Annotated in this window: 25 protein-coding genes and 1 pseudogene; 14 read left to right on the plus strand and 12 right to left on the minus strand. The window is 44.3% G+C overall.

Annotation, left to right across the window (positions count from 1 at the left end):
- Positions 1–84 precede the first annotated feature (84 nt).
- Positions 85–873: a DsbA family protein gene (locus tag SVI_RS01795; protein WP_013049666.1), complete on the plus strand. Its 789-nt coding sequence runs from the start codon at positions 85–87 to the stop codon at positions 871–873.
- 74 nt (positions 874–947) lie between these two features.
- Here the strand turns inward: SVI_RS01795 and SVI_RS01800 are convergent, their stop codons facing one another.
- The gene (locus tag SVI_RS01800) at positions 948–1,865 is read right to left on the minus strand and encodes a DMT family transporter (RefSeq protein ID WP_013049667.1); all 918 of its coding nucleotides are present in this window, start codon (positions 1,863–1,865) and stop codon (positions 948–950) included.
- Positions 1,866–2,094: 229 nt separating this feature from the next.
- Here SVI_RS01800 and SVI_RS01805 point away from each other — a divergent pair, with 229 nt between their 5' ends.
- A complete protein-coding gene (locus SVI_RS01805) occupies positions 2,095–2,580 on the plus strand; it encodes a MarR family winged helix-turn-helix transcriptional regulator (protein WP_013049668.1) in 486 nt (161 codons plus the stop codon).
- 517 nt (positions 2,581–3,097) lie between these two features.
- Positions 3,098–3,928: a rhodanese-like domain-containing protein gene (locus SVI_RS01810; protein ID WP_013049670.1), complete on the plus strand. Its 831-nt coding sequence runs from the start codon at positions 3,098–3,100 to the stop codon at positions 3,926–3,928.
- A 208-nt stretch (positions 3,929–4,136) separates the two neighbouring features.
- On the opposite strand, the gene SVI_RS01815 is transcribed toward SVI_RS01810, so the two are convergent.
- Positions 4,137–4,793, minus strand: coding sequence for an NAD(P)H-binding protein (locus SVI_RS01815; protein ID WP_013049671.1), 657 nt, complete (start codon positions 4,791–4,793; stop codon positions 4,137–4,139).
- A 445-nt stretch (positions 4,794–5,238) separates the two neighbouring features.
- Here SVI_RS01815 and ppnP point away from each other — a divergent pair, with 445 nt between their 5' ends.
- The 7 genes from ppnP (at position 5,239) to SVI_RS01850 (ending at position 12,320) form a co-directional block, all read left to right on the plus strand.
- Complete coding sequence (gene ppnP, locus SVI_RS01820; protein ID WP_013049673.1) at positions 5,239–5,520, plus strand: pyrimidine/purine nucleoside phosphorylase; 282 nt, start codon at positions 5,239–5,241, stop codon at positions 5,518–5,520.
- A gap of 537 nt (positions 5,521–6,057) precedes the next feature.
- On the plus strand, positions 6,058–6,927 hold the full coding sequence (locus tag SVI_RS01825; protein WP_013049675.1) for a UDP-2,3-diacylglucosamine diphosphatase: 870 nt from the start codon (positions 6,058–6,060) through the stop codon (positions 6,925–6,927).
- A gap of 12 nt (positions 6,928–6,939) precedes the next feature.
- Positions 6,940–8,700, plus strand: coding sequence for a GNAT family N-acyltransferase (locus SVI_RS01830; protein ID WP_013049676.1), 1,761 nt, complete (start codon positions 6,940–6,942; stop codon positions 8,698–8,700).
- Between the two features lie 155 nt (positions 8,701–8,855).
- The gene (locus SVI_RS01835) at positions 8,856–10,067 is read left to right on the plus strand and encodes a cation:proton antiporter (protein WP_013049677.1); all 1,212 of its coding nucleotides are present in this window, start codon (positions 8,856–8,858) and stop codon (positions 10,065–10,067) included.
- Between the two features lie 230 nt (positions 10,068–10,297).
- Positions 10,298–10,459, plus strand: a complete 162-nt coding sequence (locus SVI_RS20975; protein WP_013049678.1) for a BlaI/MecI/CopY family transcriptional regulator — start codon at positions 10,298–10,300, stop codon at positions 10,457–10,459.
- A 72-nt stretch (positions 10,460–10,531) separates the two neighbouring features.
- Entirely contained in the window at positions 10,532–10,906 is a 375-nt protein-coding gene (locus SVI_RS01845; RefSeq protein ID WP_013049679.1) for a hypothetical protein, read from the plus strand.
- A gap of 37 nt (positions 10,907–10,943) precedes the next feature.
- The gene (locus SVI_RS01850) at positions 10,944–12,320 is read left to right on the plus strand and encodes a class II fumarate hydratase (RefSeq protein ID WP_013049680.1); all 1,377 of its coding nucleotides are present in this window, start codon (positions 10,944–10,946) and stop codon (positions 12,318–12,320) included.
- Between the two features lie 51 nt (positions 12,321–12,371).
- Here the strand turns inward: SVI_RS01850 and SVI_RS01855 are convergent, their stop codons facing one another.
- Positions 12,372–13,199 (minus strand): phosphatase PAP2 family protein, encoded by an 828-nt coding sequence (locus SVI_RS01855; protein ID WP_013049681.1) that lies wholly within the window; start codon positions 13,197–13,199, stop codon positions 12,372–12,374.
- 410 nt (positions 13,200–13,609) lie between these two features.
- The gene (locus SVI_RS01860; protein WP_041419580.1) at positions 13,610–14,617 is read right to left on the minus strand and encodes a class I SAM-dependent rRNA methyltransferase; all 1,008 of its coding nucleotides are present in this window, start codon (positions 14,615–14,617) and stop codon (positions 13,610–13,612) included.
- Positions 14,618–14,736: 119 nt separating this feature from the next.
- On the opposite strand from SVI_RS01860, the gene SVI_RS01865 reads away from it, so the two are divergent.
- Positions 14,737–15,333 carry an esterase/lipase family protein gene (locus tag SVI_RS01865; protein ID WP_013049684.1) on the plus strand — a complete coding sequence of 199 codons (597 nt, stop codon included), beginning with the start codon at positions 14,737–14,739 and terminating at the stop codon, positions 15,331–15,333.
- 200 nt (positions 15,334–15,533) lie between these two features.
- Here the strand turns inward: SVI_RS01865 and SVI_RS01870 are convergent.
- Positions 15,534–17,419 (minus strand): annotated as a pseudogene (locus SVI_RS01870) (DUF885 domain-containing protein).
- A gap of 189 nt (positions 17,420–17,608) precedes the next feature.
- Here SVI_RS01870 and mnmD point away from each other — a divergent pair.
- Together mnmD and SVI_RS01880 are read left to right on the plus strand one after the other, a co-directional pair.
- The gene (mnmD, locus tag SVI_RS01875; protein ID WP_013049687.1) at positions 17,609–18,292 is read left to right on the plus strand and encodes a tRNA (5-methylaminomethyl-2-thiouridine)(34)-methyltransferase MnmD; all 684 of its coding nucleotides are present in this window, start codon (positions 17,609–17,611) and stop codon (positions 18,290–18,292) included.
- A 402-nt stretch (positions 18,293–18,694) separates the two neighbouring features.
- The gene (locus tag SVI_RS01880; protein WP_013049690.1) at positions 18,695–20,284 is read left to right on the plus strand and encodes an FG-GAP repeat domain-containing protein; all 1,590 of its coding nucleotides are present in this window, start codon (positions 18,695–18,697) and stop codon (positions 20,282–20,284) included.
- A 45-nt stretch (positions 20,285–20,329) separates the two neighbouring features.
- Here SVI_RS01880 and SVI_RS01885 read toward each other — a convergent pair whose 3' ends face one another.
- Positions 20,330–21,619, minus strand: coding sequence for a sensor histidine kinase (locus tag SVI_RS01885; protein ID WP_013049691.1), 1,290 nt, complete (start codon positions 21,617–21,619; stop codon positions 20,330–20,332).
- Positions 21,606–22,313, minus strand: coding sequence for a response regulator transcription factor (locus tag SVI_RS01890; protein WP_013049692.1), 708 nt, complete (start codon positions 22,311–22,313; stop codon positions 21,606–21,608). Before SVI_RS01890 ends, SVI_RS01885 begins: the two co-directional genes overlap by 14 nt.
- A gap of 262 nt (positions 22,314–22,575) precedes the next feature.
- Between SVI_RS01890 and SVI_RS01895 the strand changes: the two genes are divergently transcribed.
- A complete protein-coding gene (locus SVI_RS01895) occupies positions 22,576–23,238 on the plus strand; it encodes an OmpA family protein (protein ID WP_013049693.1) in 663 nt (220 codons plus the stop codon).
- Between the two features lie 164 nt (positions 23,239–23,402).
- Here the strand turns inward: SVI_RS01895 and mgtE are convergent, their stop codons facing one another.
- The 5 genes from mgtE to hpf all read right to left on the minus strand — a co-directional run bounded on the left by mgtE (position 23,403) and on the right by hpf (position 26,722).
- A complete protein-coding gene (mgtE, locus tag SVI_RS01900; RefSeq protein ID WP_013049694.1) occupies positions 23,403–24,764 on the minus strand; it encodes a magnesium transporter in 1,362 nt (453 codons plus the stop codon).
- A gap of 110 nt (positions 24,765–24,874) precedes the next feature.
- Entirely contained in the window at positions 24,875–25,150 is a 276-nt protein-coding gene (locus tag SVI_RS01905) for an HPr family phosphocarrier protein (RefSeq protein ID WP_013049695.1), read from the minus strand.
- Positions 25,143–25,991, minus strand: coding sequence for an RNase adapter RapZ (rapZ, locus tag SVI_RS01910; protein WP_013049696.1), 849 nt, complete (start codon positions 25,989–25,991; stop codon positions 25,143–25,145). The genes SVI_RS01905 and rapZ overlap by 8 nt, the downstream gene beginning before the upstream one ends.
- Positions 25,988–26,431 carry a PTS IIA-like nitrogen regulatory protein PtsN gene (gene ptsN / locus SVI_RS01915; RefSeq protein ID WP_013049697.1) on the minus strand — a complete coding sequence of 148 codons (444 nt, stop codon included), beginning with the start codon at positions 26,429–26,431 and terminating at the stop codon, positions 25,988–25,990. The genes rapZ and ptsN overlap by 4 nt, the downstream gene beginning before the upstream one ends.
- Before the next feature lie 3 nt (positions 26,432–26,434).
- On the minus strand, positions 26,435–26,722 hold the full coding sequence (hpf, locus tag SVI_RS01920) for a ribosome hibernation promoting factor (RefSeq protein ID WP_013049698.1): 288 nt from the start codon (positions 26,720–26,722) through the stop codon (positions 26,435–26,437).
- Positions 26,723–26,798 lie beyond the last annotated feature (76 nt).

The raw sequence follows: 26,798 nt of genomic DNA on the forward strand, positions 1-26,798 counted from the left end.
TGATCAATAATTAACTTTACTCAATGAGTTATAGACATATATCTTCTGCAGAATAATTCATCCTAAACGACAGAAAACTCCCCCATGAAAAAGATATTAATTCCTATATTAATAGCACTTGGTGTTAGTGGTTGTGACGCAGGTAAGCTAGATATCACTGACCTTAATCAAGATCAAAAAGATCAGCTTGGTCAAATCGCCAGCGATTACTTAATCCAACACCCTGAATTTTTGATAAAAGCATCGGAGAAGTTAAACCAACAGAAAAAAGCTGAAATGGCTCAACATTCTACTGAAACAGCTAAAGCCATGGTAAAACAGCTCACACAAGATGAAAAAACACCATTTATCGGTCCTAAGGATGCCAAGGTCAGTGTGATTGAGTTTTTTGATTATCAATGCGTATTTTGCGCGAAAATCACTCCAATTGTTAACCAGCTCATTCAGGACAATTCCGATGTGAAGTTTGTCTTTAAAGAAACGCCAATATTTGCTCAGCGCTGGGAATCTTCTCTGTATGCAGCGAAAATGGGTCAATGGATTTTCGAACAAAAAGGCAGTGAAGCCTATGCTAGTTATCACGATAACCTCTTTGCTACCGGCAAGAATGAAGGCAAGCTGACTAAAGAAGATATTGATAAACAAGCGCAATCTGCTGGTGTACAGGTAGCAGATTTTAAGATGAGTGAGCTGAAAGCCGATGGGATTAATGAAAATTTTCAATTGTTTTCTGAACTAGGATTTCAAGGGACTCCAGCACTTATCGTTATGCCGACGTCAAATCCAAGCATAGAAAATATAAAGATTATCGGTGGTTTTGATCCTGAAGGCTTGAAGGCGGCGATTGCGGCAATAAAGAAAAATATCTCATAGAGACTCAAGAGTAATCTAACTTGTATATACAGGCTAGCTTATACCAGCTAGCCTGTTTTCTTATCGCTTATCGCTTATCGCTTATCGCTTATCGAGCTTGCTCGTTGCTCTTTATTTAGTGTCGACCTATTGCCTATAAGACCTATGATCTGTGGCATAAGAGAACACAGAAGCATGCAGGCCATTAAGGCATATTGATGAGGAGTAAATACCTCTCCCAAGAGCAACATCCCAGCTGTGATCCCCGCAATTGGATTGGCAATGCCACCGAAAGTAAAATCGACCACAGTCATTCTCTGTAGTAACCAGACATACATAGTGTAGCCCAGGACAGTATTGAGTATTACTATCCAGAGTAAGCCTAAGCCATGAGTTAAGTTGAAGCTATGAAATGCCTCGATATAGATTTCTGGGGAGATAAGGGCCTGGATGCCGGCAGCAATCGCCAGTATGCCTCCGCCTAAGATCAGTTGCCATGTCAACACGCTCCACCAGTGGATACGGCTCCCCAGTGCTTTGGTTATGCTACTTCCCACTATGATACAGATGATAGCGCCGAGCATGGCAAGCATACCGAGGGGATTAAGACTTATGGATCCTGGATCGAATAATAACCATGCCAATACAATCAGCAAGAAACCGAAGATGGCTTGTATAGTCTTGGGTTGGGTCTTACTTACCATCCAGTGAGCGAGCATGGCAAATACAGGCACAGATATCATGCCGACACCGGAAATTGCCGAAGGCAAGGTTAGCGCCATCACGAAGATCAGGCTGAAGAAGGCCGCAATATTGATGCTTCCAAGTTTAAATAATATGCCCCAGTCACGTTTTTTAGGTATGTTAGGTTTCATCGCTAGCAAGATCAGCCCAGCTGGGAGTGCCCTGAGTGCTCCCAATAATAGTGGTGGCCAATCCGGTAGGCTAAATTGGGTCACTGCATAGGTGGTGCCCCAGAAAAACGCCGGGATCATCGCGAGTAATATATTCATAAAATAGTCCCAAAATCATTTTAAAGCTTAGGTCTAAGCTCATTTAAAAGTAAAGTATCTTCACGTGAAGATACTTACTAGTCTGCACCTCATTTTTTAATTTGTAAAGTACCTTAGCGTGAAGTATCTTCTTGTTAAGGTAAATTGCTTTGGGGCTAACTTAATACTAAGTACTTAGTTCAATAAAGCAGGCAAGAGTCGTAACCAAAATAATACTAGGATAAGACTAATGGATGGATTAGATCGTGTTGTGGCCCAGTGGGGGGAAGAGAAGCCCCAGTTAGATACCTTGCCCATGGAGTTGATCGGTAGATTAATGCGCTTGAGTAAGCATATTGAGTCACGAGTCGCCGAATGTCATAAGGCTTACGATCTTAAGCCCGGTGAGTTTGATGTGATTGCCACCCTGAGGCGATCGGGAGGCAAGTATTGTTTAACGCCGTCTGAACTCATAGATTCCATGATGCTCACTTCAGGTGCCATGACTAATCGTTTAAGCAGATTGGAGGATAAGGGCTTGATTGAGCGTGTACACAGTAAGGAGGATAGGCGCAGTGTTTCTGTGGCCTTGACTCAGCAAGGCGTGGTCTTGATAGATGAGGCGATAGAGGAGCATTGCAAAATGCAGCAAATCTTAGTGGCTTCCTTGTCTATGGCTGATAGACCCGAGCTCAATACACTATTAACCAGCTGGTTAGCTCAGTTTGAGACTTAATATTTGAATCCTAATATGGGAGAGGAACACAGCTAGCTTCTCGATGAGAACCACTAAGGTCAATATTCATTTATCTGTCCAAGCTGTATATACAAGTGCCTGAACCTCAGCTATTGCTCCAATTGGCTGCTGACTTAGGCGTGAAGTGACCCCTATGCTCAAATGCGAGCATATCTGACATGGCGAACTCCTTAAAGGCAAAGCCAGATGTTGAGTATAGTGCACACATTTCCAGGCGAGCGCATCAAACTGGCAGTTGAAGTTACAATCATAGCTCGCTCTAGGGCGTCATTTTGGACTCTATTAATGTCATTGGTGACAACTGGGTCTTGCCGAGTTCTCCAGATACTGATGCTAATCTCATCGCACTAGGTCAATCTGAGTATGTTATTTTTAGCGAACAGCTGAGCTGGTTTTTTAGGTAGTGATTAAGCGCATGTTTGCACCTAATGTCTATGCTGACTAAACTTTATTGAAAGCCAATTTTGATTATGTTTTCTCAGCATGGTGGGCAGTTGTGGTGATTCAGATAGGAGAAGTAGCTTCTCGTTTTATCGGGTTAATCTGCATCAGTCTTATGTCTGTGATTATCTTCACTCCATTGGCTTTCTCTGCCGATGATATTCAATTCCCTCTCAGAGAAAAATACCCCAAGATCCCCACTATATCTCATCAAGAACTGTATCGGCAGTTAGACTCGACCGTGTTGGTGGATGTCAGATCTAAATATGAATTCGATATCTTACATATTAAGAATGCGATCAATATTTCAATATCTAACGCTGGTTTTATCACTCGTTTGATGAAAATTAGAGAAAAGGATCTAAGAGCCATAGTGTTTTATTGTAATGGGATCACCTGTGTAAAATCCTATAAGGCTTCAGATAAGGCTATTAAGTTTGGTATCAAGGATGTTTCGACCTTTGATCTGGGCATTCTTGGTTGGACTAAGGCACATCCGGATGCGGCGGTATTGCTGGGTGAGAGCCCAGTTCCTCTGGATAAGTTAATCGATAATAAGTTACGTCAGGCTCATCTACTTACTCCAGATGATTTTGTGGGCGCAATAGGTAAAAATACCATGGTGATAGACATTAGGGAGCACTTTCAACGGGATGTGATTATATTGACTAAAATCACTCGGGTTGCGTCATCTGACAAAATACTCGGCTTAGTTAAGAAAGCAAAAAAGGATGGTTTGACCTTACTCATCTACGACGCGGTAGGTAAACAAACCCGCTGGTTACAATACCTGTTAGAGAAAGAGGGGCTACTGGAATATTACTTTATGGAGGGAGGCTTGCAGGGCTATCTTAAGGCTGATTTACCCCCTTCAGAATATGACTGAGCTTAGATCGAATTAGACTGATTCTCAATTTGAAAGTAAGTCTTAACTGAACAGTTCATCGAGTCGATACAGAATATGACTGAACTTAGATCAAATTAGACTGATTCTCAATTTGAAAGTAAGCCTTAACTGAACAGTTCATCGAGTCGATACAGAATATGACTGAGCTTAGATCGAATTAGACTGATTCTCAATTTGAAAGTAAGCCTTAACTGAACAGTTCATCGAGTCGATAGTATTGAAGCTTACTTGCTCCCGAGGTGTCTTCCTGACTCGCGATGTCACACATCTTAGCGGCAACTTGTTTCCCTGTGATTGGGCGGTATTTTTTCAGTCCAGGCAGTCGGCAGATAAGGGGAAGCAATTTGCTGCCTAGCTTCTCACCCAGTCTAACGTCTGTACGCTCACCCAATAACAACGAAGGCTGGATGATGCTGAGTCGCTGAAAGCCTAGCTCAATGACCTTAGTCTCTAATTCGCCTTTCATGCTTAAATAGGCGCTGTGACTGTTAGGGTTAGCACCACTAGAAGATACCAGCAAATAATGACCAACTCTGTTGATGTGGGATAATTTGGCGGCTAAATATTGATAGTCGACATCTACCTGTCTTTGGCGTTCGATTGAGCCTGCCTGCTTCAATGTGGTGCCCAAGCAGGAGAAGATAATGTCGGCGTTGAAGACAGATGAGTACTCTTCTAGTCGGTCAAATTCCACCACACAATTGGTGATTTTATTCGAGTCGTACTCTATGGGGCGCCGAGTTATCGCAACTAGCTTATCTATATAGGCTGATTGACTTAGCTGCTCGACAAGCTCACGGCCTACGACTCCGGTTGCGCCCAATACTAGTGCGGTTTGTCCCATAATCAATTCAGCCTGTTACTTTCAGTGTTATTTATCATACGCTCATTCTCAGCTGCTGAGAATTGAGACCTAAGAGGCCTATACTCCTGTTTTTGCGCGCTAGTGTCGAATAATCGCTTAGGTGATAGCAGGGAAATCCCTATGTTGATCATATTCAAGGTCAGTGTCGGTCAATATCTTGCTAGGGCTTATCTGGTCCAGTTGTGTGACTAGCTGCCAGCCAGAGCTATTTTGGCATAAGCAGTACTGGCTATATTTCCCTATGAAATAATTGAACTTAAATATAGATATTTAGCTTACTTTTGATGATTCAATGGATTTTACTTAGATTCATTATTGAAACGATAACTGTGTTGCGGATTCTGTTGGTTTTTCAATAAAATATCCCCTTGGTTTACTTCTCTGTGCTAAAAATAACTCATCCAATGATTCAAGAGGCAGCGCCATGCTAGCAGTAAATGAGTATTTCGAAGGGCAAGTTAAATCTATCGGATTTCAGGGAAAGGATAAACCGGCATCTGTCGGTGTGATGGAACCTGGCGATTATGAGTTTGGTACAGGGGCACCGGAAGTCATGATAGTGGTATCTGGCGCATTGACCGTGTTATTGCCAGGCAGTGATTGTTGGCAGACTTATCATGCCGGAACTCAATTTGATGTGGCTGGTGATGCTAAATTTCAGGTGAAAGTTGAGACACAAACTGCTTACCTCTGCCTGTATGGTTAACCCTTAGAACGCTTGTTACGGGTTAGGGATTTAGGCTATTGCTTAGCGAAATAAGCTAACTTGTAACAATGAGGCTAACCTAAACCCGTTAGCCTCTTGTTATCACTTCACTTCGAGCCGATCTAAGGTATAAGTTCTATGTTCTGTGGCATAAGAGAGCAAGCCATGGTGGCTTCCTTGTCTGTGTTCGCTAGCCGAGCTCAATAGACCATAAAAACCTGGCTGGCTCAGTTCAGTCTAAAGCCAGAACGTTCACCGGGGTCATGACCTCTCCCACAAACCGCAGTGCCTTCAATATCCAGCAGCAAAGATAATATTGACCAGGGATAAACTTCATCTTAATGGCGTTCACCTGGCCTGATGCCAGTGAGCTGTGATCGCTATATTTTAAAAGATAACCTCAGATGTTGAGTATAGTTCAGAGCTCTTTAGCGATGAATGAATTGCTTGATCATAAACTTGCAATATTTCCTTCATGGTTTAGTCAACTTCTCCCCATACCCTGTGGGAAAACATAATGAGAATGGTGATCAAGCTATGTCTATAAGACGGATAACCGACAATCAATCTCAACCTCAGGTTAACTCAGGTTCGCTGCTAAAACACAGCTTCAATGCCCTTTGGTTATCAGATATTCATCTTGGTAGTAAAGATTGTAAGGCCGAATATCTGTTGCAGTTCCTGAGACAGACTCACACCGACTCCCTATATTTGGTCGGCGACATAATAGATATCTGGGCGATGAAGCGGCGGGTGTATTGGCCCGAGTCCCATAATCAGGTGTTGCAGCAGCTGCTTATCATGGCCAAAAATGGCACTAAGATCATTTATGTACCGGGTAATCATGATGAACCATTCAAAGCCTATGTTGGTTTTAATCTGTGGGATGTTTCTATTGCCAAGGAGCATATTCATACCACACTCGGTGGCCACAAAATTTTAATGCTTCATGGCGATCAGTTCGATTCTCAGGTTTGTGTAGGCAAGGCGTTAACTAGGCTAGGAGATCGACTCTACGATCTCTTACTGGTACTCAACAGGCTGCTGCACAGAATCCGTACTCACCTGGGTTACCCTTATTGGTCATTGGCCAGCTATATAAAGCTCAGAGTTAATAAGGCGCAGCAGGCCATTGGCCTGTTTCGTGCCGCTGTTGTCAGTTATGCCCAAGATCAAGAGGTCGATGGGGTGATATGTGGTCATATTCATCAGCCGGAACTGTCTCAACAGGGCAAACTCTTTTATGCCAACGACGGTGACTGGGTGGAAAACTGCACCTTTATCGCCGAGTCGGATCGCGGAGAGTTACAGCTCCACAAGTGGGATGAACAGACAAACACCTCATTTGTTACCGCATCAATCTCATTAAACAATAAGTGTAAATCATTAAAGCAGCAGGTTGCCTAGAGAGGTTCAAGGATGATATTTACCGTCGATAATATGGTTGAAAAAAACTTACCTAAGCTGAATCAAACGCCTTGGCTGGCAGCTCCGACTAAGGCCATACTCAGGTATCTACTCAAAGAGAAAGAGTGTAATGACATTGCCGCCGAATATGCCTATCTAAAAGGCGTCGACTTTGTTGAGCAAATCTTAGCTAATTTTAATTTTACTTACTCAGTGCCCAGCAGTGAAATTGAGAATATCCCCAGTGAAGGGCGGGTGGTGATTTATGCTAACCATCCCATAGGTTCCTTAGATGCACTGGCCTTGATCAAACTCATCAGTAAGGTAAGACCCGATATCAAGGTTGTCGCTAATGAGCTTTTGATGGCGCTGGAGCCTCTGCATTCCATATTATTGCCGGTACGTAACATGACCGGAGGAACGCCAAAAGAGCATCTGGAAAACATTCACCAACATCTGCGGGGAGAGGGAGCCGTGCTTATCTTCCCTTCGGGAGAAGTTTCTCGTCTCAGGCCCTATGGAGTGACCGACTTGCACTGGCATAGCGGTTTCCTGAAAATAGCCAAGGCCTGTAACTCGCCTCTGTTACCCATTTATGTGGATGCTAAAAATTCGGCGGCATTTTATGGTGCTTCCATGATCTACAAGCCACTAGCCAGCCTGTTATTGGTCAAAGAGATGTTTAAGCAGGCCAAGCGCACCATGCCGATTAGGATAGGGCAATTGATCCCTAAAGAGGCTGTAAACAGCAATGACTTCCCCTTGAAGACCAAGGTAAAACTGCTGAAAAGTCACCTTTATCGTATCGGCAAGAATCTTAGTCCCTTGTTCACCACCCAAAATGCCATCGCTCATCCTGAGTCCAGAAGTGAATTACAGCAGGCACTCAAGGCCTGTGAGTTACTGGGGGAGACCAGTGACAATAAGCAGATATTTCTCTATCAGCATTCAGGATCTAACCCAATAATGCGCGAGGTGGCGCGACTCAGGGAAGTGGCATTTAGGGCGGTTGGTGAAGGCAGCGGTAAGCGTCGTGATACCGATAAATATGATGCTTATTATCAGCATATTATCCTTTGGGATAGAGAAGCGTTAGAGCTGGTGGGCTCGTATCGGTTTGCCAGTGTTAAACAAGTTCATCAGCAAATAGGTACAGAGAGCTTGTATAGCCAATCTCTATTCCGATATTCCGATGAATTTAATTCTTATTTTGAACAGGGATTAGAGATGGGACGCAGCTTCGTGCAGCCCAAGTATTGGGGCAAACGCAGCCTGGATTATCTTTGGATGGGGATTGGGGCCTATTTAACCAAGCATCCCGAGATCCGTTATCTGTTTGGTCCGGTTTCCATCAGTGATCAGTTACCTGAGCAGGCTAAAGAGATGCTGGTATATTTCTACCAGACTCAATTTAAAGGGGGGGCCGACTTGGTTCGCTCTAATTCACCTTACACTTTTACTAAGGCGCGAGAATCTCAATTAGCGCAATGGTTCGATGGGCTGGATTATACTCTAGGCTTCAAAGTGCTAAAGCAAACCTTAGCCAGCATGAATACTGCGGTGCCGACGCTCTATAAGCAATATGGCGATCTATGCGATCCAGGTGGGGTGCAGTTTCTGGATTTCGGTATCGATGCTGAATTTGGTGATTGCATAGATGGTCTGGTCTTAGTGGATCTACAAAAACTCAAACATAAGAAGCGTAGCCGTTATCTGGATTGCCACAGGTCCGAACTGAATGTGAATTCGGAAGATGTGATTATCGTTAGGTAATGATTCTGATAGGTATCAGCTAGCGAGTATCTCTTTATTGGCAGTATTCAGTTTATGAAGGGTCCAGTCAAGGTTAGCTAATGGGGGCAGGATTTGTTATTTTATTCGCTACATCAGTGAAAAATAAACAAAAACTAACTTTCCAGGAATTGAGTATGGGCGAACATATAGTCATTTTAGTTATTGCATTGGTTGTGCTGCTCTATGGCTATATCTCTAAGGCATTATCCCAGAAAAATATATCTGGTCCCATGATGTTTACCAGCTTCGGACTATTGCTCTCTCCCTTCGGGTTTAATATTACTCAGGTGGAGGTCAATGCCGAATTTGTGACGATTATCGTCGAAATTGCTCTGGTGCTTGTACTTTTTGCCGATGCGGCTTTGCTGGATCTTAACTTGCTGCGAAAATCCTGGAAGATCCCCGCCAGGCTGCTGTTTATTGGTCTGCCAATCACTATTCTTGCTGGTACCTATGTCGGGAGTTTGATTTTCCCCGATGAACCTCTGATCTATCTTATTTTGTTAGCCTTATTACTCACGCCTACGGATGCGGCACTGGGTAAGGCTGTGGTGTCTGATCCTAACGTGCCGAAGAAGATACGCTCCAGTATCAATGTGGAGAGTGGCTTAAACGATGGTATCGTCTTCCCTCTAGTATTAACCGTAGTGGCCATGATCAGCAGTGGCCTGACTCAGGCCGCTGATAGCTCTTGGGTTGGCTATGTGTTCGAGCAGATCATATTCGGTGCCTTGGTTGGCGGCGCTGTAGGTTATCTGGGCACTACCATTACGGTTAAAGCTGTAAAAAACAATTGGATGGAGTCAAGTTATCAGAACTTGATCCCCATAGCATTAGCCATACTGTCATTTTATCTGGCGGAGTCTCTGTCGGGTAATGGCTTCATCGCGGCTTTCTTTGCCGGGCTTTATGCCGGTAATACCTGTGAGATAAGCAGACAGCATATCGAAGATTTTGCCGAAACCGAAGGCGAGCTGTTTGTCTTGGTGAGTTTCTTCCTGTTTGGACTGGCGTTTGTGCCTATCACCTTGGCTCATATCAGTTTAGACGTTGTCCTCTACGCCTTCTTAAGTCTAACTGTGCTGCGTATGCTGCCGGTTATCATCAGTCTAATAGGTGCCAAGTTGGACCTGTCGACCATGTTCTTTATCGCCTGGTTCGGGCCTAGAGGGATAGCTTCTATCCTTTATGTGTTGATCGTGGCCCATGAGATGGGCTCAATAGACGGCTTTGAGACCGTCTATTCTGTAGTAACTGTGACCGTATTGATGAGTATCTTTGCCCATGGATTGACGGCACAACCCTTAGCTAATTGGTATGCCAAGTCTCATAGGGAAGATAACTAGCTGTAATCCTATCATCTAGAGTTAACAAGTTTAAAGGAGCTATATATCGCTCCTTTAAACTTTATAAGCCTTTAATAAAAAATACTTTTAAAGTTAATAGGTAATGTTTGAAATAATTCCAAATATTAAAAACTAATTAATTAGCTGATCCTAATTTGATGATTTGTTAGCATTAAAACTAATTCGTTAGTTTTAAACTTTCCACTAATTATAAATTATCGGATGGGACCATGGCGAGAAAGAAGCAAGCTGTATTGACCGATTCAGAGCAGGAGATCATGGAGATACTCTGGTGCGTTAAAGAAGTCGAGGTACGTGATATCACCGATGAATTGTCAAAATCTAAAGTCGTCGCCCATAACTCAGTGCAGACCATGTTTGAGCCTCGCTGAGTAAATACCATTGACATATCGAGTATAAAACCAGTTAATGATAGTAATTACCATTCGTATTAAGTGGTCTGTATGTGCCAATGTTTTCCACAGTTTGATAGTCAAGATCCTGCCATCAATGTGCTACGTCATAAGATCCGTCATGGTGAAGAGGTCGATAACCCTAGCCTGGTTTTGATCTGGTTTTCCATGGAACTAACCCTTATGGGAGCCTGTAAACATGCTGCTTGGTCACTCCATGTGGCAGAGTATCGATTATTGCTCGATACTTTAGCTGATGACATGCTCGAAGGGCATTGGCGTTTGTGGTGCTTGGATAACATCTATAAACCTTTATGTGCCTTGTCTAGACTGGTTGATAGTGACTCTCAGAAACAAGAGTTAGAACAACTTTTCTATGAGCTAAGAGTGACTAGCCAGTTTTTCCAATCTGGTTTAGCCCACTGATTGAACTAATTAGTAAGTAATAATGGAAAGGAAGATCATGACTACACGTATTGAAAGAGACAGTATGGGAGAGCTAGAGGTGCCAGCTTCGGCGCTATATGGAGCTCAAACACAGCGAGCGGTGAATAACTTTCCTATCAGTGGCAAGAGAATGCCCGAGGCATTTATTCGTGCCTTACTCCTGGCCAAGTCAGCTGCGGCTCAGGCTAATGCCAAGCTGAAGTTGCTGCCACAAGATATGGCTGATGGTATCTCAGATGCTGTGTCTCAGTTACTCGATGATAAGGCCATGATGCAGCACTTCCCGGTGGATGTGTTTCAAACTGGCTCGGGCACTAGCTCGAACATGAATGCTAACGAAGTATTAGCCACTATGGCCTCTAAAATTGCTAATCAAACCGTAGGGGCTAATGATCATGTCAATTATGGTCAGAGCAGTAACGATATCATCCCTTCCTGTATTCATATCAGTGCCGCCATGGAGTTGGATAATTGTTTATTACCAGCACTCGATCACTTGGTGAAAGTGATTAAGCACAAGGCCGCCGAAGTCGATCATCACATTAAGACGGGCCGTACTCACCTTATGGATGCCATGCCTGTGCGCATGAGTCAGAGTCTGCTGAGTTGGGCGAGTCAGATAGAACAGAATATAGATCTGATCCATGGGATTAAGCCGAGATTACAGAGTCTGGCCCAAGGAGGGACAGCTGTGGGGACTGGCATCAATGCCCATGCAGATTTTGCCGCGGAGTTTAACCATCAGCTCAGTCAGGCTACCGGCCTCACGTTTACTCCGGCAAGTAATTTTTTCAGTCATATTGGTACACAAGATATAGCTGTCTCATTATCGGGGCAGTTGAAAGCTGTGGCCGTATCTATGATGAAGATAGCTAACGACTTACGTTGGATGAATTCTGGACCATTAGCGGGATTGGGGGAGATAGAGCTCCAAGCCCTACAACCTGGTTCATCTATCATGCCTGGTAAGGTCAATCCCGTGATCCCCGAGGCGGCCACTATGGTCGCGGCTCAGGTCATAGGTAACGATAGTGCCATTACTGTAGGCGGTCAGGCTGGTAATTTTGAATTAAATGTCATGCTGCCCATGATAGCCGACAACTTACTTTCAAGCATAAGCTTGCTGGCGAATGTCAGTTACCTATTGGCAGATAAGGCTATAGCGACATTTAAGGTTAACGAGGCGCAATTACAGAAAGCCTTGGCTCGTAATCCTATTCTAGTGACCGCGCTAAATCCCATTATCGGTTATGAAAAGGCCGCAGAAATTGCCAAGAAATCCTATAAAGAGGGCAGGGCCGTGCTGGATGTAGCCGAGGAGGAAACTAACATTCCTCGTGAGGAACTAGAGAAACTATTAGATCCAGCCAAGCTCACCTTAGGTGGACTTTAATCCATTTAATTCAGAGGATAAAGGGAGAGGAAATAGATATTCAAGGGAGAGCTAGCTCTCCCTTATCTGGGTTTGTTTATCTTTAAATTGAAACTTGCTGCACATGTAGACGGTAAGAGAGATAAGCGCCGTGATGATTAGGTAGCGGTTCAGCAGGAGAACAGAGAAAGGATCTTTGCCTAAATTCTTTAACTCACTCACTAGCACTATCATGGATAGGGCAAAGATAATCCAATACTGATACTTGAGTCTTAGTGTCGATAGTGGTGCTGCACTGCAAGCAAGGTAGGCCAATAACCAGCCTAATATCGCGCCAAAGGCTATGTCTTCAGGCCAGTGTGCCCCAACCGCAATACGAGAAAGACCAACGGCAACCGCCAACATCAACACGCTTAGCTTGCACCATAGCTTATCGGCCAATAGCCAAATAACTCCCGCTAATGCGAAGGCTGTAGTCGTGTGTCCTGAGGGGAATGCATGCTCATAGCGAGCCTTACCTATTATATTGATTACCTCAAGCAAGGCTGCAGGCCTAGGGGCATCAAAATATTGTTTAAAAATGTGCACGCATATTGCGCACAGAAGAGTGGTGACTATGACTCGATATAGCCATTGGGGCTTATAAGTGAGGCAAATCAAGATCAAGGCTCCAGCTGTAATGCCGTCGCCAAGGTCGGTCACACTGAGTAGTAACCAGCTAGGTAGACTTGCACCAAGTTCATTGAACCAGTTGAAGGTGTCTAAATTGGTTTGGGCATTTAAGGTGAGAATATGGAAGATAAATAACAGCAGTAATACAGATAGGAAGCTGGTGTTAATTACTGAGCCATGTGGCTGTTTGGAAGCCTCAACTCGATTGAGTTCGTGTGTCGGTAACATAAACAGATACTCTTATTTTTATTATATGTAGTATTTTTAGTTTAAAGCGACAGGTTCGACCGGACTCTTGCGAGAAATGTAGGCCTGAAGCAAATTATTAACATAGACAAAAAATTAGCTGTCATATGTTGAAATCCGTTTCAGTCATTGAAAGTCTTATTTTAGAGGATGATTCTTTAACAACTCCATATTTAAACACTGTGGATGTAATGTCAATGTGATCAATGAGTTGCTAATGTTGGCGAGGCTTGCGTGGGAGGTGATAAGTTCTGTGATTTATATAAAATACCAGAGTTAATCAATGTTAATACGCAAAAAGGCGGAGGAAATATAGGATGTGGCGTATTGTTGGCTGATGCCACTAGTGTAATCAATTTTATCTTTACACTAGTGGGTAGCAAAAATGCAGGCTAACTTATTACCAGAGAAACCATCTTAAGTGGGTGATTACCGTCGAATGAAGGGAAGTCCTGATGGCAATCGAGCCAGGTATGGCTGGTAACTAAGCGGCCCTGTTTTTCGACACAACGAACCAGGGCATCGAACCAGGCATTGCGTTCGACCTTAGCGACATTGTTACAACAGACAATACTACCGCCCGGTTTTGTTGTCAGTAGTGCTGGCTTAAACAGGCTCTGATAGTCATTGATAAGATCGACGATACCGAAAGGACTCTTAGCGAAACGCGGCGGGTCGAGAAATACTAAGTCAAATTGAGTCCTAGGCATTTTAGGGTATTTAGGTAGCTTCTGGTTTCTACGTCCACCGACTTTAAGTCCAGCTAGCTGACGCAGGGCTGGGAAGGCATCACTTTGGACAAATTCACAGACATCACTGACATCATTAAGCTCGGCATTGGTTTTTCCTGCGGCTAATGCAAAGGATGAAAAATCTATATTCACCACCCTGCTGGCTCCGCCGACTGCAGCCGCAGTCCCTATGCCGCAGGTATAGGAAAATAGATTGAGTACGGTTTTATTCAGGCTGTTTGCCTTGACGAATTCACGACCCGCGCGCATATCCAGAAACAGTAAGGGATCTTGTCCCTCATGTCTGAGCTTAGAGGTAAACTTGATGCCATTCTCATGCATCACCTGAGCTTGATTGGCGAAGTCATGGGTAATGACATCTAGTGTGTTCATGACTCGGGAATTTTTATCGGCGCGATCGTTGTAAATAATGGCTAGGTCTTCGACCTTAGTCAGCGACTCACTAATCTCTTTTAGCTCGTCTGCAGTCAATGTCTGGTGAAAACTCTGAATTAACCAAGCTTGGCCATATCTATCTATATTTAAGCCATTGATGCCTTCGACTGTGCCATGAAATACTCGGTAACAATCTGTGTTATTTTTTTTCGCTTGGACAAGCAAGTCTTGTCGCTTTTCGAAAGCTGTGGCTAATAATGTGGAGATAGACATGGTAAATAACTCGTTTAAATGGCTAATATTGATACTAGGTAGTCGTTGCCGCGCAATGATAGCAAAATTGAGCGCCAAAATCGGCGTTAGACATGATAAAAGGTGAGATGTACAGGCCTATGACTAGAATACAGAGAAAGCCAAAACTCGTTTTAGTACATGGTATTTTCAATACTGGATCTGTGATGACTTGGATGAGGAAGCAATTTGAGTCTCAGGGATTCGAGTGCTTCACCCCGACATTAAAGCCGTTTGATGGACGTTATGGTGTCGAGTATGCCGCCAAGAGCTTAAAGAGTCAGATAGAGCATGAATACGGTGAGAATCAAAACATAGTGATTATCGGCTTTAGTATGGGGGGAATAGTTGCTAGGTATTACCTGCAGAACCTGGATGGGTATGCAAGAACGAGTCACTTATTTACCATTTCTAGCCCTCATGCTGGCAGCTATATGGCTTATCTTCCTTATCCATCGAAAGCCATGAAACAGCTTAGACCTGATAGTGAACTGCTCCAGTCTTTAGATGAATCCGCAGACCGGCTCAATGGCCTTAAGCTGTATTCTTACAGAACATCAATAGACTGCACCATAGTGCCAAGTACCAGTTCACATTGGGAGCTGGCTGAGAATAAGAAGTTCTTCGTTGCTCTACATCTTTCTATGGTTTTCAGTAGTCAGCTCACTAATGAAATTCTAGCCCGGCTGAATGAGTAACTATTTCCCTCGCTTCCTCGCTTCCTCGCTTCCTCGTTTCCTCGTTTCCTCGTTTCTAGCTTCCAGCTTCCAGCTTCCAGCTTCCAGCTTCTGTGCTGGTAGGGATTAGGCTATACAGAATCATATACGTTCAGAATAAGGCGAGATTGAAATATCCCTAGGCCTAAGGTTCGGCCTAGGGATAGGGGCTAGGCTCTGGCCTATGTTTGTGCTTTTATCCATTGCTCGACATCAGCCTGAACCACAGACATAGGTCTGGCACCTGGCAGTAAGATGAGATCATGGAAGGCTCGGATATCAAACTGCTCTCCCAGAGCTTGCTGCGCCTTGGCTCTGAGCTCGACCAGCTTCAACATACCAAGCTTGTAGCCCAGGGCTTGACCCGGCCAGGCAATATAGCGGTCGATGGCTGAAGTGACCTCTTTCTGGGTCGAGCCTGTCGCCTCGGCAAAATATTCTATGGCGTGCTGGCGAGTCCACTTCTTATGGTGAAGTCCGGTATCCACCACGAGTCTCGCGGCGCGGTAAGCTTCGGCCTTGAGTCGACCTAAGTTGCCCCAAGGATCGTTTTCATACATGCCCATCTCCGAGGCTAGTAGCTCGGAATATAGGGCCCATCCTTCGATATAGGCATTGAATGAAGCGTTTTGACGCATCAGGCCTATATCTGTTTGCAGCATGTTGAGGGCTATCTGGAAATGGTGCCCAGGAACAGCCTCATGGTAAGTGAGCGTCTTGAGGCTGTACTTAGAGATAGAGGTCATATCTTTAAGATTGATAAAGAAGACGCCGGGTCGACTAGCATCGAGCGCCGGTGGTATATAGGAACCTCCTGCCGCACCAGCTTGAGTTTCAATTGGCACACGCTTAACTATCACCTCTTGTGGCGGCAAAGTAGAGAATAGCTGGGGTGCCTTAGTCATCACCAGAGCGATATCTTTACTAAGATCCTTAGCAATTGTTGACGGCCTGCATCTGAATTCTGGTATAAAAAACGTGGTTCACTGCTGAGCTGTATCATGCGCTCACCAACACTTCCCTTGTCGTAACCATTAGCTTTTAAGATGCTGTCCATCTCGCTGGTGATGCGGTTAACTTCTTCGATACCTAACTGATGGATCTCATCCGCACTTAAATCAGAGTCAGCCAAATAGGTGATGTCATGTTGATAGAAAGACTCACCATTAGGTTGAGCCCAGATGCCTACATCAGTTGGTGCTTTTTGCTCTAAACTGGTCATGAGTAAGCTAACTTTACGATAAGCTGGATAGATTTTTTCACCGACTAGTTTAGTCGCTTGTGCAACTAAGTCTTGCCTGTGTTTATCATTTATCTTAGCTGTATTAGTGAGTTTTTCTTCGAAGCTTGTGACTAAGGCGTGTTCACTAGCAGGTTTTGCGACGAAATTAGCGAGATACTTGAGGGTGTTGGTAAATAGTGGCTTGGGAAGAATGACACCGTTAGTGGCGTCGGCTTCAACTTTAGCTTTTACTTGTAGGGTCATTTCTGCCAAGGCGCTCAAGCGGCTTAGATAGTCTTGGGCATCGCTTAAATTTGAGATGGTCTGCTGATCGGTCAAAATAGCGGGTATATCGATCAGTGGACCACTAATTTGGTTGACTATGTAAGGTAAGTGACCGGCCCAGGTATCGATATAACCAGCGTTAAATGTCCTATCGCCGGCGTAGTAACTAGCGATTACTTGGTTGACGACGACATGGCGTTTGTCATCATCCGATAAATTTGCGGTATCTATGCTGGCTAGCTCTGATGCCCAATGTTGCATCTTTTGCTGCAATGCCTGCATACCTGCTGGAGAGTAATCGGGCAGTCGCTGCTGAAAGTCTCCGCCAATGTCTGAACTGAGATTTAAAGAGGTGGCTAATGCCGGCTCAGCTTGGATGAAGTCTTGGGTGAACTGGGCCACCTTAAGGTCAATATTGGCGCGTTTGTTTATATCGACCTCAGGTGTTTTGACTAGCTTGTCGCTGGTTTTAATTGTATTTGGTGTAGCTTCAGTCTGATCATTAGTGCATCCAAACAGTGCCACTAGAACACTGAGACCGATAAGGCTTTTGGTAAACATGGATTATCCCTCTTTATCACGTTTTTTATATTTTTGTGAACTATACCCTGATTTGGTGGTAAGCGGCATAGCTTAAAAAATATAGTGCTATCCTTTTCTACAGCTAAGGGGAAATCTGGCGTTCTCAGGTATAATTTTCTGTTCGAATAAAGGCTTAGGTTGCAATTCGTGTGTGTGGGAGGCTGATAAGTGTTGAACAAGATCCAAGTTAAAATGACAAAGGATGGCTCACATACCCTGATGAGTTCACTGTTTGATGATAGTTATCATGCTCATAATGGTGCAATGAGTGAGTCCGAACATGTCTATATTCAGTCCGGGTTTGAGCAGCTAAAGCCTGAGTTTAAGGGAGTCAATATTTTAGAGTTAGGTTTTGGCTCTGGCATGAATGCCATCCTGACGCTGAAAAGTGCTTTGGCTAAGACAGGTAAACTAGTGCGACCTATCCGTTTTACCAGTATCGAGGCCTATCCCATACCCATGGAGATAGTGGCACAACTCAATTATAAGGCCAGTTTCAGTCCTCAAATTGCCGAATTATTCGATAAACTACATCAAGCACCCTGGGATCGCGATGTGGAGCTAATCCCAGGTTTCGTGCTGCATAAGGTCTATGGCAAGTTACAGGAGTTTCGAACGGGAGATGACAGTATCAATTTGGTTTTTTATGATGCCTTCACACCCAGTAAGCAGCCTGAACTTTGGCTACAAGATAACTTCGATCGCCTTATGCCCATGATGCAAGTGGGTGGCATGTTGGTGACCTACTGCGCTAATGGTCAATTTAAGCGAAACTTAAAAGCCGCTGGCTTCAAGGTTAAAGCCTACCCAGGGGTACTTGGCCGCCGGGAGATGACTCGCGCCTGGAAATAACCTGCACATAGAAATCGTAACTTACAGCTTAAAGTGGAATATTGATGTGCTACTAGCAAATAATGGTCAATTTAAGCGAAACTTAAAAGCCGCAGGTTTCAAGGTCAAAGCCTACTCTGGCCATGTATTTAGTGATTAGGGCCGCCGGGAGATGACTCGCGCTGGGAGATGACCAACACATAGCAATCGTAACTTACAGCTTAAAGTGGAATATGGATGTGCTACTGGCAAATAAGGGGCTGTTTACGCGATAAATGGTATCTAAATAGGCTCCAGCCTTATTAGTTTGTAACATTTGGTTAACTGAACTTTCTTTTTGTTTCAGAGTCGATAGATTAAGCGCTTAAGTATTTAGGCTATTTATATGGATCGTGTTGGGATCTAAAATGGAGTTAGTTGTAGATGGAAAAAATAATAAGCCGTTTCTTTCGTTTATCGGTGCTTGCTGCACTATCTGCCGTAGTAGTTCCTGTTATGGCTATGGCATCGTTTGGCGTGAATGCCGCTTCTCAAAATTCAGCTGTCACATTGGAGTCTCACAGCGTTGAAGTCAGTTTCAAGCTGACTCATCCCATATTGCCGGCCAATTTGTTATCGGCTAGTGGCAAGGAGTTAATCACCTTTGGCGTGGATGATTTCCAGCAAAAGTGGTTGAGTGTTTTTACTTTCGATAAACTCAAGGGCAAGTATAGCGAGTCGTTAAAAGTTAAACTTCCCGATGAGCTTTCCAGCTTCGATTTGACCGGACGCGACAAGGATAATTCGTCGACTGATGCTAATACTAATGCTAATGAAATTCAGCAGTTGATGTTCTTATCGAGTAAGCATTTAATTAGATTCGTTCCCAGTGATAAGTCAAACCCCTTCCAAATCGTAGCCGAAATTAGTTCCATGTCGCTCAAGCATAGACCCGACTATATCAGTGACAGTGATTTTATTCGGGATCTCAATGGCGATGGTCTGGATGACATCATCATTAGCGACTTTGAACGGGTTGAGATTTTTATCGCACAGACCGACGGCAGTTATCACAGGCAACAACTGCCGATTAAGCCTCAGATCAGACTCTATAACGATGGTGCCCACTACACTCACTCAGCAATCTATAGTGCCGATATTAATCTCGATGGTAAGCTGGATATCGTCAAGATAGGTGAGGGTGAGCTTGAGGTATATCGACAAGATGAGTCGGGGAATTTCGATCCGATTGCTAAATACAGCTCGGTTCGTCTGGCTATCAGTGGTCTGGATTGGTGGAACAAACGTGATGCTTTTGGTGAGCAGTTAGATCAGAGCGACTTGATTTACCGCAAGGTGGAGGAGCTCAAAGATATCAATAATGATGGCTTAGCCGATATGGTGGTGCGTTACACCAAGAGTTCAGGTGTGCTGGATAGGGTGAATGATTATGAGATCTATCTTGGTGAAAACACCGAGGGGCAGCTGACATTTCCAAAGAAGCCTAATAGCGTGATTCGAGCCGATGGCACCTTAACCGACTTAGAGTTTATCGATATCGACGGCGATAATAAGGATGAGGTGCTGGTGGTGGGATTCGATATCGGCTTATCACAGATTATAGGCGCCTTGATCTCGGGCAGTATCGACCAGGACGTGTATCTGTTTAAGATGGATGGCAATAGCCAGTTTTCCGATGATGCCAATATCAGCAAAGAGGTGGAGTTAAGTTTCAGCCTCACTTCGGGTCAAAGTGGTACTCCTGTGGTCAAGCTAGCGGATATCAATGGTGATGGCTTGCAAGATCTGCTGCTGTCTGATGGTGATGATAGCTTGCAGATATTTCTGGGTAGCGACAGTGATAGTCTCTTCGTTAAACGTGGTGAAAAGATCTCAGTCCAGCTGCCTCAAGATGGCGGCATGGTGTCTAGCGAAGATCTCAATGGCGATGGTAAGGATGATCTATTGATCAAGTACGGTCAGCAAGATGCTGAGTCACTACAAACTAAGTTTAGGGTGATACTCTCAGGCTAGCCTATCAAAGGTTTTAACTCGATAAAATGGCTAGCTCAAGAGGGGTTAGCTAGATGATTCATCCTCATGGCAAGCAAAGTCTAATTGGGCAATACAACCAGAAAACTCACCTGCAGTTAAAGACAGCTGCCATCCATAGCGTTTACAGAGTGCATCTACGATCAAGAGGCCTAAACCGTGACCGTCCTTACTCTGTTCTGCATCATTCAATCCGCGGCCCTGATCCAGAACCTTGATACAAGTGTCCCAAATTTCCAAGGTGATGACCCCAGAGTCACTGGCATTGATGGCGTTCTGCAATAAGTTAATCAGTAACATTCTCAGTACGGGAGCACTCGGCTGAATCTCTGGTTCAGCAAATATCTTGAGTTCAACCTTGAGGTGCTTGTATTTAGCCAGAGGGGAGACCTCCTCTAAAATCAGCTTGATTTCGCTTTCAGTCAGTTTTCTACTGGAGGAGTTCTCTCTTGTCTGCTCTTGTTTGACTAGACTCAATAGGGCTTCAATAGTGTGTTGCATATTGGTCGCAGCCTTAGCAATTCTATCTCTCTGTCGCAGTTGAAAGTCAGGCTCAGCACTCTTGTCGAGCAGCTTGGTGGCTCCTAGAATAACGGTTAAAGGCGTTCTTAATTCATGGCTGGCATATTTGGCGAATGACTGCTCTTGCTGTATCAGGAGTTCACTCTGGTTTCGATACTTATTGAGACTATTAGAGAGTTCGGTGAACTCTAATGCCGACCCTTCAGGCACGGAAAAGCTAGTTTTTCTTTGTGCGGATTTAAGTTGCTGACTGAGCTGATTGACTGGCTGAACTAAACGTTTCGATAACTTTGAAATGGCGAAATCGAATGCTAGGTACAGGAGTATCATGATGGCCAGTGAGGCAAAATTGATATATCGCCAATCATCAGAGCTGAGCTCGATCTTGTCGGCTGCCAGCGTTAAGAAGAGGGGGCTAGTTTCACCATCTAGGTCAAAGCTTGAGTAATGGAAGAAGAGGTCATGAGCTATGTCGTCGGTGACTTCATCATTGTAGCCTACGGGATATAGTGTCAGTGGCAAGAATTTCTCGGGGAATGCCTCGGCTGAATCATAGGCCAAGATGTTAGGACCTATGATGAGAGGGGATCTAGCACCTTGCTGAAATTGGCTGATGGCATAATCCGCAGTCTGTTGTAAGACGCGCTTGTTTATCTCATCTTCGAGCCAATAGAGTCCCGCCTGGCTGAAAGCAAAAAACAATATGCCAATAAGAAGAGCTATACCATTGAAGTATAAGCTTAATTTCTTGGTTAGGCTTTGGGCCGTAGAGTTACCTAATTTAGGGACTTTCATTACTATCGCTATCTAACGTTTGTTGTTGGAGTTTAAAGCCTATTTTGGGCACAGTGACCAATATCGACTCGGGAAATGGTTTATCTAATTGATTGCGAAGTTGGTACATGTGGCTACGTAATATATCACTACCCGGTGGCATGTCTCCCCATACCTCCTCGATAAGCTCCTCACGTTTGACCACATGGGGGGCGCGTTTCATCAATAGTTGCAATATTTGATAGCAAGTGGGGGTCAGAATAAGCTTAGTTCCGTTGCGATAAACCTGATGTTCCGCAGTATTTAATTCAAGGCAGGCGTATTTTAATGTTCCTAAAGCGACCTTACCTTGCTGTCGTTTTATTAATGCTGTGATGCGGGCATTGAGTACATCTAAGTCGAAAGGCTTGGCCAGATAGTCATCGGCCCCAGATTCGAAGCCGTTCAGTAGGTCTTGTTTATCATCGAGTGCGGTTAACATCAGGATAGGTGTGGTACAGCCTTGTTTCCTCAGTTCTTTAGCCACACTTAGGCCATCCATTTTAGGCAGCATTAGATCCAGTATGATGGCATCGAAATTTGACTCAAGAGCAAGCTTAAACCCAAGTTCGCCATTGGTAGCGAAGTCGACTTCAGTTCCTTGTACTTCAAAATAATCAGCAAGAATACCCGCGACATCTTGATTATCTTCAACGATTAAAAGTTTTGATCTCACACTAGCTCTCTTATTGATCTATTCTAATTTGAGGATTATCTCATTTAAATGTGTAAAAAATGTCGAGTTAGTAACCATTTACTGTATTAAGAATGGCTTTTACGCTGAACAGTGCACAATTAGCCTATGAACAATTGTTTATTCATAGAGAGTTTATATACTAAACGCCATTCAATTTACAAAGTGTAAGTTGTGTTTACCCTGTTTGATATCTTGAGTATAAAATTATTAGGATATTCTGGAGTTTTGTGTGATTAAAAAAATGAATAAGTTAGTACTGAGTGTCGCTGTTCTTGCTACTAGTATCTTAGTTGCTGGCTGCCAGACAACGAATCCTTATACCAATGAAGGCCAAAATGCCAAGGCGACTAACGGTACTATTATCGGTGCAATTGCCGGGGCAGCAATCGGCGTAGCCTCTTCAAGTAAGAGTGATCGTGGCAAGGGGGCATTAATTGGTGCAGCATCGGGTGCAGCATTGGGTGGTGGCATAGGATATTACATGGATGTCCAAGAAGCTGAGCTGCGTAAACAGTTGCGATCAACTGGTGTCAGCGTGACTCGAAGTGGTGACAATATCGTGTTGAATATGCCTAACGAAGTCACCTTCGGTGTCGATGAAGTTCATCTAAATCCTGGGGCTAAAAACGTGCTTAATAGCGTGGCCTTAGTCGCTAAAGAGTATGATAATACTCAAATCAATATATTGGGTTATACGGATAGTTCAGGATCTGAGTCATATAACCTTCGTCTGTCTAAAGTTCGCGCTGTTGAAGTAGCTGACTACCTTATCTCTCAAAAAGTTGAATATGCCAGAGTCAGATCTGAAGGTATCGGCGAGGCTAGACCCATAGCCAGTAATAGCACAGCCCAAGGTCGGACACAGAATCGACGTGTCGAGATTATTCTGAGCCCATTGCGTTAAGAGCTAAAGGCAAGAATCGAATTGATATCAAAAATGGCTTACATATGTAGGCCATTTTTTGTTTAGGCAGATAATTTATGGTGCTGACTAATGCGTTATCTCAATATGGTACCTAGGATTATTGAGATAAGCTTAGGTTAAGAGCCTTGAAGAGTGCTCAGTGATCACAGCAGGAAGAAGGTGGCTAGCCCGAGGAAGGCAAACAAGCCAATCACATCCGTGACTGTGGTTAATACCATGCCACCGGCTAGGGCCGGGTCGATATTCATTTTTTTAAGCAGTAAGGGAATACAGGCACCGGCAAAACCCGCCACCGTCATATTAATTAGCATGGCTCCGCCTATGAGTGCACCTAATGCCACATCTCCTTTCCAGAGCCATACGGCCACAAATACCAGTACAGACCATAACAGGCCATTGAGGAAGCCGATTGCCAGCTCCTTGCCTATGAGCCAGCGAGAGTTACTCTGTCCTATCTGACCCAGTGCTATGCCTCGAATCACCAGAGCTAAGGTCTGATTGCCAGCGACGCCTCCCATACTGGGTACTATGGTCATTAGAATCGCTATGGTGGCGAATTGTTCCAGTGTACCTTCAAACATATTAGTGACAGATGCAGCTAAGAGGGCGGCAAATAAGTTGATGGTCAGCCATAGAGAACGTTGTAAGGTACTCTTCAACACAGGGCCAAAGGTATCGCTATCATCATCCATTCCCGCCATGCCCATCATGGAGTGCTCTGCATCTTCTCTGATGATATCGACAACATCATCTATGGTGATTCTGCCTAGTAGCTGATTATCTTTGCCGATCACAGGTGCCGAGATCCAATCGTGGCGCTCAAATAATTGCGCGACTTCGCTGTCATTCATGCCAACAGGTATGCCCTCTAGATCCGAGGCCATAATGTCTCTGACCGATGCGTCCGGGTTACAGGTGAGTAGATCTGAAATTCTGACACCGCCGAGTAAATTGTCATGCTTATCGACAACATAGAGGGTATCAGTCGCTTCCGGTAGCTCTCCGCGAATTCTAAGATAACGCAGTATTACATCTATGTTGACGTCTGGGCGCAAGGTGACTGTATCAGTATTCATTATGCTGCCAGCCGTGTCGTCAGGGTAGGATAGAGCCTGCTCGACTCTGGTTCTATCTTGACTGCTCATGGACTGGAGTACTTTATTGAAGACACTGTCCGGTAAGCTACGCAGAATATAAGCGAGATCGTCGGTATCCATTCCTGCAGCGGCTTTGGCCACTCGTTCGGGTGTCATCTGCTTGATGAGGTTATCTTTTAGCTCCTCACCTAATTCATCTAAGATCTCGCCGGTATGATCCAGATCGATAAGTTGCCACAACACCTGACGCGTTCTTGGAGGGGAGGATTCTAAAATAAAAGCAACATCAGATGCCGCCATATCATGGAGCATGTTTCTGACATGGACGAACATACCACTACCAAGGGCTTGGGTGAGCCGATTTAGACGTTGATCTGTTGTTTCGCTGTCTAGTACTTCTCTCGGCATAGTTGACCCTCCTTTGGTGGTGAATTGATAATTTGATTTAGACTAGGGTTAACTAGCTAATGGATAAAAAGAAAGGGCGATTATAGCGTGAATTGATTAAAAGATTAGAGTTAACTCGCTTCATCGAATTTGGCATCGACCAGGGCACATATTGCATCGAGTGCGGCATCGGCATCCTGACCCTTACCGAGTAGAGTGATGGTTTTCCCCATGCCAGTCTCTAGCATCAACAGGCCTAATACGCTGGCAGCTGAGGCTTTTTTCTCTCCCTGCACTATGGTTATCTCGGCGTCAAATTCCGAAGCCAAGATGGCGAGTTTAGTCGCAGCTCGGGCATGGAGGCCGAGTTTATTGCATATGGTGACCTGACGTTCTAATTTAGTCATCGCTCAATTCGCGATGGCGCGCCTGAATCTTATGCTTACTGTTAGCAAAAAGCTTAGCTAACTGCTCAGTGACATAAACCGATCTATGTTGTCCGCCAGTACAGCCTATGGCAATAGTAAGGTAACTACGGTTGTTTCTTTCCAAGTGAGGTAACCAGGTGGCCAGTAAATTTTCTATTTGCCAGATAAACTTATTGACTGTTGGTTGTTGACTCAGAAAAAGTTGAACCGGCTCATCTAGGCCTGTCATGGGTCTTAGCTCAGGTTCCCAATGGGGATTTGGCAGGAAACGAACGTCAAACATGAAGTCAGCCTCCACCGGCATGCCATATTTGAAGCCAAAAGATTCGAAGTTAATTACCAGCTCTTTATCGACACTACCCAAGAGAATTTCACGGATCTTATCACTCAGGTCATAGATGTTGAGGTTGGATGTATCTATGTAATGATCGACCATCTTAGATACAGGTTCGAGTAGCTCTCTTTCATGTTCTATGGCTTCTTTCAGCGAAGTCTTAGTGCGGGATAGAGGGTGTAACCTGCGAGTTTCACTGTAGCGCTTCAGCAGTACTTCATCGCTGGAGTCTAAGAAGAAACTGAGTAGTTCTGTGCCCTTAGGGAGGTTAGCAAGTTGCTTTAAAAACTCTTTATCTTGCTCTGGCATATTACGCACGTCAACACTAATGGCGACAAGATCTGTGCTGCCCTTAAGTTGTTCGAGCAAGGTATCCATGAGCGGCAGAGGAAGATTATCGACGCAGTAGTAGCCAAGATCTTCTAGGACCCTGAGTACAACAGATTTTCCCGAACCGGAGCGACCGGATACCATCACCAGTTTCATTGTGTTATTACCTGATAGAGTTCTGACTCATCTTGAGTTTTTCGTAACTGTTTCACAATAAGCTTATTATTGAGCTTTTCGGCCATAGATGACAGAGTACTCAAATGCTGCTCACATTGATCCGCAGGTACTAAAAGTGCGAATAGTATATCTACAGGTTGCTTATCAATGGCGTCGAAGGAGATAGGCTCTTCGCACTTGATTAATACAGCAACCGGTTGACTTATGTTGCTCAGCCTACCATGAGGAATCGCAATACCATTACCTATACCTGTGCTTCCCATTTTTTCTCTCGCCAAGAGGCTTTCAAAAATCTCTTGTGAAGATAGGGTTGGGTATTGGACAGCCGCAAGATCGCTGATGAGTTCCAATACCTTTTTCTTACTGCCCGGAGTGGCGCAAGTGGTACACTCCGGCTGCAGGATGCTGCTTAATTCCATTATTTAATGCTTTGTTAGCTTCTCTTTGTGTTTAATAACCTGACGGTCGAGCTTATCAATCAGGGAGTCTATTGCGGCATACATGTCAGCATTCTCTGACATGGCGAAAACCTCACCACCGGCAAGGTGGAGTTTAGCTTCGGCTTTTTGCTGCATTTTTTGAACATTTAAAATAACGTGCACATTATTGATCTGATCGAAATGTCGTTCAAGCTTAGTGAACTTTTCTTCGACATAATGTCTTAGCGATGTCGTGATCTCTATATGGTGTCCAGTTAGGTTTATGTGCATAGAAATACTCCTCCAGTTTCCGATTTAACTCTTAAGTTGATGATAGGTAAATCTTTCGGGATTTAACTCACAACAT

The sequence above is a fragment of the Shewanella violacea DSS12 genome, assembly GCF_000091325.1.
Taxonomy (GTDB): Bacteria; Pseudomonadota; Gammaproteobacteria; order Enterobacterales; family Shewanellaceae; genus Shewanella; species Shewanella violacea.